Source organism: Embleya sp. NPDC055664 (assembly GCF_053618075.1).
The window spans coordinates 164,262-179,254 of sequence record NZ_JBSHGZ010000003.1 but is presented as its reverse complement, the minus strand read 5'-3'; the positions used below and the strand labels follow the sequence as shown (position 1 = coordinate 179,254).

Annotated in this window: 13 protein-coding genes; 5 read left to right on the top strand and 8 right to left on the bottom strand. The window is 73.6% G+C overall.

The genetic code is table 11. The features are described from left to right. The first annotated feature begins 79 nt into the window (after positions 1–79). Positions 80–703 carry a membrane protein YczE gene (gene yczE, locus ACWGR4_RS06560; RefSeq protein ID WP_452129602.1) on the top strand — a complete coding sequence of 208 codons (624 nt, stop codon included), beginning with the start codon at positions 80–82 and terminating at the stop codon, positions 701–703. Between the two features lie 40 nt (positions 704–743). On the opposite strand, the gene ACWGR4_RS06555 is transcribed toward yczE, so the two are convergent. Continuing rightward, on the bottom strand, positions 744–2,360 hold the full coding sequence (locus ACWGR4_RS06555) for an amidohydrolase (protein ID WP_452129577.1): 1,617 nt from the start codon (positions 2,358–2,360) through the stop codon (positions 744–746). A 123-nt stretch (positions 2,361–2,483) separates the two neighbouring features. Beyond that, the gene (locus tag ACWGR4_RS06550) at positions 2,484–2,924 is read right to left on the bottom strand and encodes an Lrp/AsnC family transcriptional regulator (protein ID WP_020549917.1); all 441 of its coding nucleotides are present in this window, start codon (positions 2,922–2,924) and stop codon (positions 2,484–2,486) included. A gap of 164 nt (positions 2,925–3,088) precedes the next feature. On the opposite strand from ACWGR4_RS06550, the gene ACWGR4_RS06545 reads away from it, so the two are divergent. From ACWGR4_RS06545 to ACWGR4_RS06535, 3 genes are all read left to right on the top strand, one after another. Next, positions 3,089–4,054 (top strand): hypothetical protein, encoded by a 966-nt coding sequence (locus tag ACWGR4_RS06545; RefSeq protein WP_452129578.1) that lies wholly within the window; start codon positions 3,089–3,091, stop codon positions 4,052–4,054. A 132-nt stretch (positions 4,055–4,186) separates the two neighbouring features. Next, positions 4,187–4,558, top strand: a complete 372-nt coding sequence (locus ACWGR4_RS06540) for a hypothetical protein (protein ID WP_380001338.1) — start codon at positions 4,187–4,189, stop codon at positions 4,556–4,558. 208 nt (positions 4,559–4,766) lie between these two features. Then, entirely contained in the window at positions 4,767–5,693 is a 927-nt protein-coding gene (locus ACWGR4_RS06535) for a nitroreductase/quinone reductase family protein (RefSeq protein WP_452129579.1), read from the top strand. Positions 5,694–5,697: 4 nt separating this feature from the next. Here the strand turns inward: ACWGR4_RS06535 and ACWGR4_RS06530 are convergent, their stop codons facing one another. Continuing rightward, the gene (locus ACWGR4_RS06530; RefSeq protein WP_380002055.1) at positions 5,698–6,120 is read right to left on the bottom strand and encodes a MarR family winged helix-turn-helix transcriptional regulator; all 423 of its coding nucleotides are present in this window, start codon (positions 6,118–6,120) and stop codon (positions 5,698–5,700) included. Between the two features lie 214 nt (positions 6,121–6,334). Here ACWGR4_RS06530 and ACWGR4_RS06525 point away from each other — a divergent pair, with 214 nt between their 5' ends. Continuing rightward, entirely contained in the window at positions 6,335–7,810 is a 1,476-nt protein-coding gene (locus ACWGR4_RS06525) for an MFS transporter (RefSeq protein ID WP_452129580.1), read from the top strand. Here the strand turns inward: ACWGR4_RS06525 and ACWGR4_RS06520 are convergent. The 5 genes from ACWGR4_RS06520 to ACWGR4_RS06500 form a co-directional block, all read right to left on the bottom strand. Continuing rightward, the gene (locus tag ACWGR4_RS06520; protein WP_452129581.1) at positions 7,779–8,927 is read right to left on the bottom strand and encodes an acyl-CoA dehydrogenase family protein; all 1,149 of its coding nucleotides are present in this window, start codon (positions 8,925–8,927) and stop codon (positions 7,779–7,781) included. The two genes, ACWGR4_RS06525 and ACWGR4_RS06520, sit on opposite strands and share 32 nt — an antisense overlap. 782 nt (positions 8,928–9,709) lie before the next feature. Then, positions 9,710–10,837 (bottom strand): M24 family metallopeptidase, encoded by a 1,128-nt coding sequence (locus ACWGR4_RS06515; RefSeq protein ID WP_380001330.1) that lies wholly within the window; start codon positions 10,835–10,837, stop codon positions 9,710–9,712. Between the two features lie 39 nt (positions 10,838–10,876). Beyond that, positions 10,877–11,725: a DUF3050 domain-containing protein gene (locus tag ACWGR4_RS06510; protein ID WP_452129583.1), complete on the bottom strand. Its 849-nt coding sequence runs from the start codon at positions 11,723–11,725 to the stop codon at positions 10,877–10,879. A gap of 202 nt (positions 11,726–11,927) precedes the next feature. Next, a complete protein-coding gene (locus ACWGR4_RS06505; RefSeq protein ID WP_452129584.1) occupies positions 11,928–13,037 on the bottom strand; it encodes a CaiB/BaiF CoA transferase family protein in 1,110 nt (369 codons plus the stop codon). Positions 13,038–13,234: 197 nt separating this feature from the next. Next, positions 13,235–14,977, bottom strand: coding sequence for a pyruvate dehydrogenase (locus tag ACWGR4_RS06500; protein ID WP_380001324.1), 1,743 nt, complete (start codon positions 14,975–14,977; stop codon positions 13,235–13,237). Positions 14,978–14,993: the final 16 nt, after the last annotated feature.

The window sequence follows — 14,993 nt, the reverse complement described above, 5'->3', positions numbered from 1 at the left end:
ACAGAGGTGCACGGTGGCTTGGTCGTGGGTCCGACGTTTGGTCCAGTTGTACGCGGGGCTCACGCTGTACGGGTTCAGCATGGCGTTGATGATCCGAGCCGAATTGGGCCTGGATCCGTGGGACGTGTTCCATCAGGGTCTCGCCGAGCGCACCGGGTGGAGCTTCGGCGTGGTGACGATCGTGGTGGGCGCCGCGGTCCTGCTTCTGTGGTTGCCGATGCGGCAGCGTCCGGGGCTCGGCACGGTGAGCAACGTGGTGGTGATCGGCCTCGCGGTGGACGCCTCGCTGCGGTGGTTGCCCTCCCCCGACGCGTGGGCCTGGCGCGCGGCCTTCCTGGTCTCGGGTGTGGTGCTGAACGCGGTGGCCGGCGGCGCGTACATCGGTGCCCGGCTCGGGCCGGGGCCGCGCGACGGCCTGATGACGGGGATGGTGCGGCGGACCGGGCGTTCGGTGCGGCTGATCCGGACGAGCATCGAGGTCGCGGTGTTGGCGATGGGCTTCGTGCTCGGCGGCTCGGTCGGGTTGGGCACGGTCTTGTACGCGCTCACGATCGGCCCGCTGGTGCAGGTCTTCCTGCCGCTGCTGACCGTGCCGGAGCGCGCGACGGATCGCCCGGTCGCGGCGGGCGGATCCGGCTCGGGTGAGTCGGCCCAGCCGGCGCCGGGGTCGTCGGGGACCCCGGCGCCGACGCCGGCCTGCTGACCGCGGTCGCGCCGGGGTACTCGCTCGCGCCGGTGTGCGCTCACGCCGGGTCGAGCGCTCCCTCGGCCGCATACACCGTGGTGCCTCGTACCGCAGTGCGCAGGCAGCGCGGCAGCGGCAGTTCGGGATCCAGGTCGGGCAGGCCCGGGGTGCCCGAGCGCGGGTCGGTGGACCAGCCGGAGAGCCGGGTGTCGGGGGCCTGGACGACCAGTTCGGTGGTGTCCCACACCGCGTAGGTGGCGGGCGCGCCGGGGACGAGCACACCCGCGTCGTCGCGCCCCGCGGCCCGGTGACCGCCGCGCGTGTGGGCGGCGAACGCGGCGCGCACGCTGATCCGTTGCCCGGGCGTGCGGTGGAAGGCGGCGGCACGGATCGTGCCCCACGGGTCGAGCGGGGTCACCGGCGCGTCGGAGCCGAACGCGAGCGGGACGCCGGCGGCGCTGAGCGCGGCCAGCGGGTTCATCAGCGCGGCGCGTTCGGCGCCGAGGCGGCGCGCGTACATGCCGTCCGGGCCGCCCCAGGCGGCGTCGAACGCGGGCTGTACGGACGCGGTCAGGCCGAGTTCGGCGAACGCCTTCACCGCGTCGGCGTCGAGGAGTTCGGCGTGTTCGACCCGGTGTCGCAGGGCTCGGAACGCGGCCGCGTGCGGTCCGGCGATCAGGTCGCGCGCGGCGGCGAGGATCGCGCCGATCGCGGCGTCGCCGATGGCGTGGAAGCCGGCCTGGATCCCGGCCCGGGTGCACGCGGCGAGGTGTGTGGCCACCTGCTCGGCGTCCAGATGGGTCAGCCCGGTGCCGGGGGCGTCGGCGTAGGGCGCGTGCAGGCACGCGGTGTGCGAGCCGAGCGAGCCGTCGATGAACAGGTCGCCGCCGAGCCCGTGCGCGCCCAGATCGGCGCGCAGCGCGCGGGCGTGCTCGGCGTCGTGCGCGAGCGCGCCCCAGTAGCCCACGACGTCCGGGCCGGCCTCCTCGGCGGCCAGCGCGGCCAGTGCGCGGAAGTCGGCCTCGCCGGCGATCTCCGGCCCACCGCATTCGTGCAGCGTCCCGATCCCGAGCGCGGCGGCCCGCTCCCGCGTGACGCGCTGTGCGGCGAGCCGGTCGGCCGGGGTCAGCGCGGCGTAGGCGGCGGCCCGCGCGACGTGGTGCGTGGCACCGGTGAGCGGCGTGTCGCCGTGCTCGCCCGGGACCAGCGCGAGCAGCGCGGGCGAGCAGGCGGCGGAGTGCACGTCGGTCCGGGACAGGTACACGGTCGCGCCGCCGGCGGCCCGGTCCAACTCGGCGGGCGTGGGCGGGCGTCCCTCGGGCCAGCCGGTGTCGTCCCAGCCGTGCCCGAGCACGACGCGGCCCGGCTCGTGCAGCCCGCGCGCCTTCGTGTACTCCGCCAGCGCGGTCAGCGCGTGGGCCAACGACGGGGCGCCGGTCAGGTCGAGCCCGGTCGCGGCGAGGCCGGTCGCGGTGGCGTGCACGTGCGCGTCGACGAACGCCGGGGTGACCAGCGCGCCGCCGAGGTCGAGCACCGCGTCGACGGCGTCGACGTGCGCCGCGGCCGCCCCCTCGGCGCCGATCCAGGCGATGGTGTCGTTCTCGACGACCATGGCGGTCGCGAAGGGATCGGCGGGACTGTGCACGGCGCCGTTGCGCAGGAGGAGCGTGGTCATGCCCCCAGTGTGGCCCGCCCCGAGGCAACGCCGAGCCGGAGGTCACCCCTTCGAGCGGCGCGGACTCGCCACGAACCGCGTCCGGGCCCGCGCCGACCCGCCCGGCCGCCCGTCGGGGTCGGCTCAGAAGCGGGGTGCGCGGGCCTCGTACGGCGTGGACAGGACCACCGTGGTGCGGGTCGATACGCCTGCCTGTAGGCGGATCCGGGCCAAAAGCGTCTCCAGGTCGCCCGGGGTCGGGACGCGGACCTTGAGGATGTAGCTCTCGTCGCCGGCCACGCTGTGGCACGCCTCCAGCTCCTCGAGGTCCGCCAACCGTTCGGGGGCGTCGTCGGGGGCGCTGGGGTCGATGGGTTTGACCGAGATGAACGCGGTCAGCGGCAGGCCGATGGCCTCGGTGTCGACCACGGCGGCGTAGCCGCGGATGATGCCGCGTTGTTCGAGTCGGCGTACGCGCTGGTGGGCGGCCGAAGTGGACAGGCCGGTGGCCTTGCCCAGGTCGGTGTAGCTCATCCGCCCGTCCTGCAGCAGCAGTTTGACGATCTGTCGGTCCAGGTCCTCCACATGAGGAACCTATGGCATCGGAGGTGGGAAGTGCGGCCCCGGTGCGGTTCGGGCGCGCTCCGGTGTCGGCGCGCCGCCGCCGAGTGCGCCCCCGCGCCGCGAGTCCCCCGTCCGGCGGCGGTCGGCGCGGCCGGTTCGTCGGTGGCGCCGGCTACAGTGCGAACATGGCCACCGAGGAGCGCGCGCCCGCGCTCGATCAGCTCGACCGGGCCCTGCTGCGCGTCACCGCACGGGCCGACACCTCGGCCGCACGTGCCCGGCAACTGCGCTGGGTGGTGGGCGAGTTGCGCCGCGCACTGGTACAGGAGGGCTTCCCGGCCGAGGCCCGTGCCTCGCTCGCGGCGCTGCTGTCCGCCGAGCCGACGCGGTGCTATCTGAAGCTGGCCCAACGCGGCCGGCTGCGCACCCGCGCGGTCGCGGGCGCCGGCATCTCGACCACGGCGAGCATGCGCGTGCGGATGGACTGCCTGGAGATCCTGGCCCGGGCCGGATCGGTGCCGGTGGAACTGCCGGAGCGGCCGGCCATGCCCGAGCTCAAGACGCCGGTGGGCGCCCGGCAACGCTCGCTCCTCCTGAACTGGCTCGGCGAACACGCCGACCGGGCGGGCGCGGACGCGGGCCGAATCCGACTGTTCGCCCTGATCGGGGTGGTCCTGGACACCGGCGCGCGGGCGGGCGAGTTGTGCGCGATGCGGCTGGACGACCTGGGACCGGACGAGCGCACCGTCACGATCGTGCGACACCCGCAGGCCCGCACCGTCAATCCGGCCGTCACCGAGGTGCTGCCGCTGTCCGGCCCGACCCGCGCGGCACTGCGCCGCTGGTTGGACGTACGCGCCGACCTGGTGTGGCCGCTGCGCGGCGAGGTGGCCGCCGTGTGGGTGTCGGTGCGGGGCAACCACTCGGGCATCCCCGACGAGGACGGCAACTCCCGGCCCCGCCCCGCCGGAATGCCGCTGATGCCGCGCGGCCTGGCCCGGGCGTACACCCGCACGGTGGTCCGCCTGAACGTGGACATGGTCGGCCGGCCCGGTTGGGAGCCCCTCCCCTTCCGCCTGGAACAACTGCGCCGCGCGATCGACGCCGCCCCGATAGCGGCCACCGTGCCCGACACGGCGGCGGCCACGTAGCCGGCGCCGGTGGGGCAACGCGGCGCGTGAGCACGGAAATCGACCCGGATCAGTACTGCAACGTTCCGGTCGGGCGGACTATCGTCGGCGGAGCGCGCCGTCGCCTCGGCGCCGTGGCGACAGGGGGAGCCCATGAGCATCGCCGTCGACCCATGCTCCGCAACGGTGCAGCGAGACCTCGTCGAGGACTTCGACGACACGAACCACCCCGACCGATCCTCGGACACCACCACCGCCCCGAGCGTGCGGCGCGCGTGCCCGGAGTGCGGCGTCGTACTGGTCCTGGACCCGGTCGCCGACGGCGCGACGGTGCCGGACCACGTGGTGTGCCCGAGCGTGCGGGACCCGTTCGGCATCCGCCCCTGCCCGGGCTCCGGCACGACCGTCACCACCCCGGCCGACCGCCCCACCGCCGGACCGCCCCCGGCGCTCCCGAAGCCACCGATCCGGACGCTGCCCCCGGGCCTGGACTGGCGCGCGCAACCCTTCTCGCACACGGCCTGACCCACCCGGGCACGCGGCCGGCTCGGGCCGAACGCTCACCCACCACCTCCGCCGGGCGTAGGACACCGTCGCCCGGCGGCCGTGGCATACCCGCGCCCACGCGGCGTTCGCGGCGTTGACAGCGCTTCCGAGGCGTTACTAGCCTTCAAATAGATTTGCTTTCAAAGCAAAGCTACTTACGAAGCCTGCGCCGATCCCGGAGACACCCATGCCCGAAACCACCACCCACACCGACCCGAACGCGCCGATCATCGCCGAGTTCCGAGCCCACAACGGCCGCGTCGGCGGCATGTTCGAGGGCGTCACCCTGGTCCTGATCACCACCGCCGGCCGGCACACCGGCAAGCCGTGGACCACCCCCGTCGTCGCCGAGCGGGACGGCGACCGGTGGCTGGTCTTCGCGTCCAACGCGGGCGGCCCGCGCGACCCGCACTGGTACCTCAACCTGGTCGCCAACCCCCAGGTGACCATGGAGGTCGGCACCGACGAGGGCCGCGTGAAACCGTTCGCCGCCCGGGCCGTCCCGCTCACCGGCGGCGAACGCGATCGTCAATGGGATCTCCAGTGCGCGCGAAACCCGGCCTTCCGCGACTACGCGGCGACAACGACCCGAACCATCCCCGTGGTCGCCCTGCATCCCCTCGACCTGACCGGGGACCCGGCCCGCGCACGGCTGATCGCGGAGCAGTTGATCCGTCACCACGAGGATCTGCGGGCCGAGATCGACCAGGTCCGGAAGCGGTTCGAACACGCCCTTGCCGGCGAACCGGAGCCGGACGCCCCCGACAACGACACCGACGACGCCGACGACCCCGCCCGACGACTGCGCCGCCACTGCCTGACCTTCTGCCGGCACCTCCAGCTGCACCACATCCGCGAGGACGGCGCCTTCTCCGCCTTCGAACGCGAATACCCCGAGCTGGTCCCGGCGATCACCCGCCTGCGTGCGGAACACGCGGTCGTGGAACGGGCGTTGGCCGCCTTCGCGGCGCTCCTCGAACGAGCCGCCGGGCCGGACCGGGGGCCGGACGCCGAACCGGCCCACCTGCGCGCGGAGTTCGAGGCGGTGTCGGCCGGCCTGGAGGAACACTTCGCCTACGAGGAGGCCCACCTGCTTCCGGCGCTCCGGGGCTGACCGCTCACCCCTCCTCGCGCGCGGCCCCGTTCTCATAGGCCCCGATCGTCCGCACGAACATCGCCCGATCGGCCGGCGACAGCGGGTCGAAGGCCCGGCGCCAGGCGTCCGCGCCGTTCGCGAGCCAGTTCTCGATCGCCGTCCGGGTCTCCGGGTCGTCGGTGATCGCCACGATCGACCGCCGGCGGTCGGTCGGATCCGTACGTCGTTCCAGCACCCCCTGGCGGCCCAGGTCGCTGACCATCAGGCTCACCGTGGTCGGCGCCACTTCGAGGCGCGCGGCCAGCTGATTGACCGGCATCGGGCCGTCGAAGAGCAGATACGCCAGCAGCGACAGGTGGCGCGGCGCCAGGTTCATCGACCGCAACCGCTCGGGGATCCGGGTGCGCTTGAGCCGGGCGGCCACGCGCGGCATCAACAGCAACATCGCCCGAATCGCCTCGTCGGTGCTGAGCCCCGCGTCGGGCTCGCCCGCCGCCGACCCCGCGTCGGCCCCCGGCCCGGACCCCGCGGCGTGCTCCGTCGTCATCTCCGCGGCCTCCTCGCCTCGACCCGTTCGGCTTCGGAAACGAAGCGCGACCCCCCGGATCCCGCCACCGTACCCGACCCCCACGACCCGATCCCGAAAGGCGCAAACCATCATGCCCGGATCACCCCCACCGGCCCCGAGCGACTACTCCCCCCGCCGCCTGGCGGCCTTCGTCCTCACCCTGGCCGCGACCTTCGTGGACCTGGTCGACGCGAGCGTGCTCAACGTCGCGCTGCCCGCGCTGCGGGCCGACCTGCACGCCTCGACCACCCAACTGGAGTGGGCGATCGCCGGGTACACGCTCGCCTTCGCGGCGGGCCTGATCACCGGCGCGCGTCTGGGCGACCGACTGGGCCGGCTGAGGGTGTTCCAGGTCGGCCTGGCCGCGTTCACGCTCGCCTCGGCGCTCACCGGCGCGGCCGGCGCGCCCGGTCCGCTGATCGCCGCCCGGGTCGCGCAGGGCACGGCGGCGGCGTTGATGGTGCCGCAGGTGTTGGCGATGTTGCGGGTGGAGTTCCCACCCGAGGAGCAGTCCCGCGCGGCCACGCTGTACGGGCTGGTGTTCTCCGTCGGCGGGATCGGCGGTCCCCTGCTCGGTGGAGCCCTGTTGCACGCCGACCTGTTCGGGCTCGGCTGGCGGCCGATCTTCTACGTCAACGTGCCGATCGGCGTCGCCGCGCTGATCGGTACGGCCGTTCTCGGTCGCGAGTCGCGGGCGGAGCGGGCGGCCGACGCGGACGGGCGCGGCCTGGTGCTCTCCACCGCCGCGCTGCTCACGTTGCTGTTCCCGCTGGTGGAGGGTCGGGCGCTGGACTGGCCGTGGTGGTGTGTGCCCGTGGCCGCGCTGTGCCCGGTCCTGCTGTACGCACTGCTGCGGCACGAGCGCGCGCTGGCCCGCCGGGGTGGGACGCCGCTGTTCGAACCGGCGTTGTTGCGGCTGCGCGCCACCGCCGGCGGGGTGGCCGCGGCGACGTTGTTCTTCGCCGGTACCGCCTACACCCTCGTGCTGAGCGTGCACCTCCAGACCGGGGTGGGTCTGTCGCCGCTGCGGGCCGCGCTGACCATGGCGCCGTTCGCGGTCGGGGTGGGCCTGTTCTCGCCGTTCGCGACCCGTCTGCGGCCGCTGGGGCGGCGGTTGGCGGTGTTGGGCTCGCTGGTCCTGGCCGGGGCGATGGGCGCGGTCCTGGTCGTGGTCGGGCACGAGGGCGAACGGTTGCGGCCCTGGCATCTCGCCCCGTGGCTGCTGATCGGCGGCGTCGGCATGTCGATGGCCTCCGGCGTGCTGGTCGCCACCGTCCTGGCCCGCACTCCCGCCCGACACGCCGGCGCCGCGGCGGCGCTGGTCGGAACCGCGATCCAGGTCGGCGTGGCGGCGGGCGTGGCCCTGGTCGGCACGGTCTACTTCGGCCTCCTCGACGCGGGCCACTCGCCCACCGAAGCGGCGGTCGGCGGCCTGTCCACCGTGGTCGCCCTGTACCTGCTCGCCGCACCGGCCGCCCTCGTCCTCCCCGGCGGCCGGCTCACGTTCACGACGGCCGCTGCCGAGCCGCCGCCGCTCACCCGTTCCGCAGCAAGTCCCGGGCGATGACCATGCGTTGGATCTGGTTCGTGCCCTCGACGATCTGCAGGCACTTGGCCTCGCGCATGTATCGCTCGGCCGGGAAGTCGGTGGTGTAGCCGTAGCCGCCGAGGATCTGTACCGCGTCGACGGTCACCCGCATCGCCGTGTCGGTACAGAAGAGCTTGGCCATCGCCGCCTGTCGGCCGAACGGCAGCCCCGCGTCGCGCAGGCGGGCGGCGGCCAGGTACAACGCGCGGCCCGCCTCGATCGTGGTGGCCATGTCGGCGAGCATGAACCGGATGCCCTGCTTGTCGGCGATCGGCCCGCCGAACTGGGTGCGGTCCTGCGCGTACTCGGCCGCCACGTCCAGCGCGGCCTGGGCGACACCCGTGGCGCACGCGGCGATACCGAGCCGACCGCAGTCGAGGGCCGCGAGCGCGATGGAGAAGCCCTGGCCCTCCGCGCCGATCCGCCGTTCGGCCGGAATTCGGGCGCCGTCCAGGTGGATCTGCGCGGTGGGCGAGGAGCGCATGCCCATCTTGTGCTCCGGCGCGGCGGCGGCCAGGCCCGGGGTGCGCGCGTCGACCAGGAACGCGCTGATCCCGCGCGCGCCTTCGGGCGAGGTACGGGCCAGGACGGTGTAGAAGTCGGCGACCCCACCGTGGGTGATCCACGCCTTGGTCCCGGTGAGCGTGTACCCGTCGGCGTCGGCCGCCGCCCTGGTGCTCAGCGCCGCCGCGTCGGAGCCGGAGTGCGGCTCGGACAGGCAGTAGGCGCCGAGCAGTTCGCCGCCCAGCATCGCGGGCAGGTGCGCGGCGCGCTGCTCGGGTGTGCCGAACGTGGCGAGCGGATGGCAGGCCAGCGTGTGCACCGACACGCCGAGGCCGACCGCCAGCCACCCCGCGGCCAGTTCCTCCAGGACCTGGAGGTAGACCTCGTAGGGTTGCGCGCCCCCGCCGTACTCCTCCGGATAGGGCAGCGACAGCAGTCCGGCGGTGCCGAGGGTGGCGAACACCTCGCGGGGGAAACGTCCGTCGGCCTCGTCGGGGGCGGCGCGTGGCGCGATCTCCCGGGCGGTGAGGTCCCGGGTGAGGTCGAGCAGGGCACGGGACTCGTCGGTGGGCAGCGTGCGCGGGACAGCCATGGGAGACGTCCTTCCGTGCGGTCCGGGGGTGGCCGGACCCGGCGGGTGGCCGGCGGCGGACCGGGTGGGGTTCGCCCCCCGGCCGTTGCGCACGATCGTACGGTGACGCCGCGTGTCCGCCGGGCACCGACGCGGCGCACCCGCGTGGTGGGCCCGCCACGCGCCTCGGCCGCGCCCGAGCCCGAGCCCGACCGCCGTCGGCGCCGGCCTCCGGCCCGGGGTCCTCAAACGCCGGACGGGCTGATGTCGCGTGGGTTGCACGCCGAGCTGATGTCGCGAGGGCCTTGCACACCGAGCTGATGTCACGTGGACCATGCACGCCGGATACCCACACGGCAGCGGCCGGCCTCCGGCCCAGGGTCCTCAAACGCCGGACGGGCTGATGTCGCGTGGGTTGCACGCCGAGCTGATGTCGCGAGGGCCTTGCACACCGAGCTGATGTCACGTGGGCCTTGCACGCCGGTTGCCCATTACGCTCGGTCCCCGGCCGGAACGCACTACCTCCAGCCCGTCCGGCGTTTGAGGACACCGGGCCGGAGGCCGGTCGAGGCGACAGGGGCGCGTCCACGAGTGCGCGCCCCGAACCCGGCCGACCCGTCCCCGGCGTCCGTCCCCGGACGCCGGGCCGCCGTGCCCGAGCGGCCGGAGTCCGGGAACGGTGGGCCGAGTGGACCGGCCCGCCTCGGAAAGGTCTGAAGGGCTTCGAAAGCCCGTCGGAAGAGCCCGGAGCACAAGCGGCCCGGAAGCCCCGAAGCCCCGAAGCCCCGAAGCCCCGGCGGAGCCTAAAGCACCGTCAGGCCGTGCGGCCGCACGTTCATCGGGTCGCCACCGTTCTCCCCGCAGATCACGATGTCCTCGATCCGTGCCCCGTGCGTGTCGGGGATGTAGATGCCGGGCTCGATCGAGAAGGCCATGCCCGGCTCCAGGGGCAGCTTGTTGCCCTGGACGATGTACGGGTGCTCGTGGCTCTCCAGGCCGATGCCGTGGCCCGTGCGGTGGATGAAGTACTCGCCGTAGCCGGCCTCGGTGATGATGTCGCGGCCCACCGCGTCCAGTTCCTCGCACGTCAACCCGGGCCGTACGGCTGCGAGTTGGGCGGCCTGGGCGCGCTCCAGGACGTCGTAGTAGGCGCGGAACTCGGCCGGCGGCTCGCCGACGGCGTACGTCCGGGTCTCGTCCGAGCAGTAGCCGTCCTCGGTGGTGCCGCCGATGTCGACCACCACCACGTCGCCGGTCTCGATCACCCGATCGGACAACTCGTGGTGCGGGCTCGCGGCGTTGGGGCCGGAGCCGACGATCACGAAGTCCACCCGAATGTGTCCCTCGGCGATGATCGCGTCGGCGATGTCCGCGCCCACCTCACGCTCGGTACGACCGGCCCGCAGCCACTCGCCCACCCGCGCGTGCACCCGGTCGATCGCCGCGCCGGCCCGGCGCAGCGCCTCGACCTCGGCGGCCGATTTGCGCATCCGCAACTCGCGCAACACATCGCCCGCCAGGCTCTGTTCGGCGGTGGGCAGCGCGGTGCGGAAGGCGAGTACCTTCTCCGCCCACATGTGGTTGTCCAGGCCGACCCGGGCGACCTGCGCGGGCAGTCGCTGCGCGATCAGCGCGTACGGGTCGTCCGTCTCGGCCCAGCCGAGCACGTCGATCCCGAGCGCGCCCGCCGGTGACGCGAGGGCGGCGGGTCGTTCCAGGCCCGGGACGACGAGGAAGGGCTCGGCGGCGACGGGCACCACCAGGCACGTGAGGCGTTCCAGCGGAAGCGCCTCGTAGCCGGTGAGGTAGCGCAGGTCGGCGCCGGGCGAGACGAGCAGGGCGTCGAGTCCCGCGTCGGCGGCTGCCTTTTGAGCGCGGCCGAGGCGGTCGGTGGGGTAAAGGTTCGGGTCGTGGGTCACGCGCCCAAACATATGACATATCACCGGGCGTCCGGCAGCCCCGACGCGGGTTCAGTGCGCGGCGGCGCGTCCCGCCGCGACCGCGTCGCGCACCGCGTCCCACAGATCGGCGCGGGCTCGCAGCGACACCGTGACGGTACCCGCGCTCTCGCGCCAGGCGCGGGCCGGATCGGGGCCGGCGGCGCACAGTTGGGCGAGCAGGCGCAGCGCCATCGGGCCGTGGTCGTCGCCGTCCACCTCGATGTGCCGGGCGAGGTATTCGCGGAACACCGCGAGCCGGCCGTCGTGCATGTCGTCGAGCGTGGTGAGGTGGTCGAACATGCGCGGGATCAGCTCTTCGCGGCCGAGCGCGAAGGACGCGGCGACGCAGTGCAGCGGGGCGTGGGCGACGACCTGCCAGGTGCGGCACACGAACGCGGCGGCGCCGGCGGGTGCGCCGCATGCGCCGACCGCCTCGGGGACGGGGACGCCGTCGGCGATCAGGCCGAGGAAGCGGCGGGCCGGGCGGGTGTCGGCACCGGCGCCGTCCATCGCGGCGAGGTAGAGCTCGAAGTGACTGAGCGGGCCGAGCGAGGTGGTGTCGCTCTCCTCGCCGAGCACGATCTCGTTGACCATCCGCCGGATCTCCGCGTCGCCGCGCGGCACCCACGGCACCTCGACGCAGGTGAGCCGCCGCTGCAGGCTCTTGAGCAGGGACATGAAGTCCCAGACGGCGAAGACGTGATGCTCCATGAACACCCGGATCGCGGCGAGATCGGTGAGGTCGCGGTAGACCGTATGCCGGAGCACCCGTTGCCGTACGGGGGCGGTTTCGCCGAGCAGCCGCGCGATGTGGTCGGCCGGGAGGGTGTTCGCGCGGGCGCGCGGAAGGGTGGTGTCGGTGAGCGCGGTGGTGTCCATGACGACCGATCGTAGAGATTTCACCACTCGGTGAAACATTTGTGCCGGAATGCCGGACACGCCTGGCATGCGCGTGCCACGATGTGCGGTTGCGCGGGCGTGCGTTGCCGGATGGGCGCTGTCGGCTGCCGGGGCCCGGCACCGAGGCCGATGCCGGCGCCGAGTACGTCCGTCCGGGTGACGCCCGAACCGCCCGCCGGGGTCAGTCCTTCGGCGCGAGCGCGGCGGCCTGTTCGGGGGTCAGCCCCCAGCCCTCCAGGAGCGCCGCGTCGACGCGACCGGACGCGTCCCGGGCGACCGAGGGGGTCTCGGAGAGCCGGGGCGCGGCGGCGGGCTGGAGGGTGCCGTCGGGGCGGACGAAGGTGGATCGGGCCCGGTTGTGCGGGTGTTCGACCGCCTCGTCCCAGGTCAGCACGGGCGTTACGCAGGCGTCGACGGGCTCGAAGATCGCGGTCCACTCGTCCCGGGTGCGGCCGGCGATCACCTCGGCGAAGCGCTTGCGCAGGAGCGGCCAGCCGGCGCGGTCCGTCTGGGCGGGCAGGTCCTCGTCGGCGAGGCCGAGGCCGGCCAGGAACAGGGCGTAGAACTGCGATTCAATCGCGCCGACGGCGAGGTAGCGGCCGTCGGAGGTGGTGTACACGTCGTAGAACGGCGCGCCGGTGTCGAGCAGGTTGGTGCCGGGCTCGCCGTCCCAGCCGCCCATGCCGCGCATGCCGTGGATGAAGGTGCTCAGCGTCGCCGAGCCGTCCGTCATCGCGGCGTCGACGACCTGGCCGCGTCCGGTGGTTCGCGCGGAGATCAGCGCGGCGAGGATGCCGAACGCGCAGAACATCGCGCCGCCGCCGTAGTCGCCGACCAGGTTCAGCGGCGGCACCGGCCGCTCTCCGGCGCGGGCGAAGGAGTGCAGCACGCCGGAGATCGAGATGTAGTTGATGTCGTGTCCGGCACGCGGCGCCAGCGGGCCGTCCTGGCCCCAGCCGGTCATCCGGGCGTAGACGAGGCCGGGGTTGGCCGCGAGGCAGATGTCCGGTCCGAGGCCGAGCCGTTCGGCCACGCCGGGCCGAAAGCCCTCGACGAGCACGTCGGCGCCGGCGATCAGCCGCAGTACGGCCTCGCGCGCGACGGGGTCCTTGAGATCGGCCTCGATCGTGCCGAGCCGGCCGCGCCCGACCCCCATCGAGGGCACCGGGACGCCGTCGGGCCGGTCGACCCGGACGACCCCGGCGCCGGCGTCCGCCAACATCATCCCGACGAACGGTCCGGGCCCGATCCCGGCCAACTCGACCACCTTGACGCCATCCAACGCACCCATGCCGACTCCCAGCCCCAGCCCCCACCAAGAATTACGCGGCACAGTCAAGCAGACCGGTCATGATCTGTCCCGAGGTCGGCGACACCGAGATGCAATCCGGGCCGTCCCGCGCCGGCCCGCCCCGCCCCGAGCCGCCGCTCCGGGGTGTCTTACGTGTCGGTCGTGCTCGGCCTCGGGCCCGGGCTCACGGCCTCGGGTCACGGCCTCGGGATGTTGCGGAGGTTGGTCCGGGCCATTTGGAGCATCTGCCCCACGCCGCCGCTCAGAACGGTGCGGCCGGCGCTCAGGGCGAAGCCCTGGATCTGGTCGGCGGTGATCTTCGGCGGGATGGACAGCGCCTTCGGGTCGGTGACGATGTCGACCAGGGCCGGGCCCTTGTGGGCGAACGCCTCGCGGAGCGCGCCGCGGACCTTGTTCGGCTTCTCCACGCGCACACCGAAGGCACCGGCCGCGCGGGCGATCGCGGCGAAGTCCGGGTTCTTGTTGGTGGTGCCGAACGGGGTGAGGCCGGCGACCATCATCTCCAGTTCGACCATCCCCAGTGACGAGTTGTTGAACAGCACGATCTTCACCGGCAGTTCGGACTGCACCAGGGTGAGCAGGTCGCCCATCAGCATGGAGAATCCGCCGTCGCCGGACATCGACACGATCTGCCGGTCCGGGTACGGGAACTGCGCGCCGATCGCCTGGGGCAACGCGTTGGCCATCGAACCGTGCGAGAACGAACCGATGACCCGGCGCCGCCCGTTCGGGGTCAGGTAGCGGGCCGCCCACACGTTGCACATGCCGGTGTCGACGGTGAAGATCGCGTCGTCGTCGGCCTCCTCGTCCAGGATCGAGGCGACGTACTCCGGGTGGATGGGCACATGCTTTTCCACCTTGCGGGTGTACGCCTTGACCACCCCTTCGAGGGCGTCGGCGTGCTTGTTCAACATGCGGTCCAGGAATCGGCGATCGGTCTTGGCCCGCACCATCGGGGTCAGCGCGCGCAGCGTCTCGCGCACGTCGCCCCACACCGCCAGGTCCAGCTTCGTGCGCCGGCCCAGGTGTGCGGGCCGTACGTCCACCTGCACGGTGGCCACGTCCTGCGGCAGGAAGGCGTTGTACGGGAAGTCGGTGCCGAGCAGGATGAGCAGGTCCGCCTCGTGCATCGCCTCGTACGCCGCGCCGTAGCCGAGCAGCCCCGACATGCCCACGTCGAACGGATTGTCGTACTGGATGTGCTCCTTGCCGCGCAGCGCGTGCCCCACCGGAGCGTTGATCCGCTCGGCGAACGCCATCACCTCGGCGTGCGCGCCCGCCGTGCCCGCGCCGCAGAACAGGGTGACCCGCCGGGCCTCGTCCACCATCCGGGTCAGCGCCGCCAGATCCGCGTCGCCGGGGCGCACCGACGGCAGCGAGGTGGGCAGCGTCACCGGATAGCCCCGCTCCGGCGCCGGCCGCGCGGCCACATCACCCGGGAGGGTGACGACGGACACCCCGCCCAGGCCCACCGCGTGCTGGATCGCCGACTGGAGCACCCGGGGCATCTGCTCGGGCGTGCCGATCATCTCGCTGTAGTGGCTGCACTCCACGAACAGCCGATCCGGGTGCGTCTCCTGGAAGAAGGCCGTGCCGATCTCGCCGCCCGGAATGTGCGACGCGAGCGCCAGCACCGGCGCGTGTGAGCGGTGCGCGTCGAACAGGCCGTTGATCAGGTGCAGATTGCCCGGACCGCAACTGCCCGCGCACGCGGTCAGCCGACCGGTCAACTGCGCCTCCGCGCCCGCGGCGAACGCGGCCACCTCCTCGTGCCGTACGTGCACCCAGTCGATCGCGGCGTTGCGGCGCACCGCGTCCACGATCGGGTTGAGGCTGTCGCCCACCACGCCGTACAGCCGGCGCACCCCGGCCTGGGCGAGGATGTCCACGAACTGCTCGGCGACGCTCTGCTTGGCCACGGGGAGACCCTTCCGT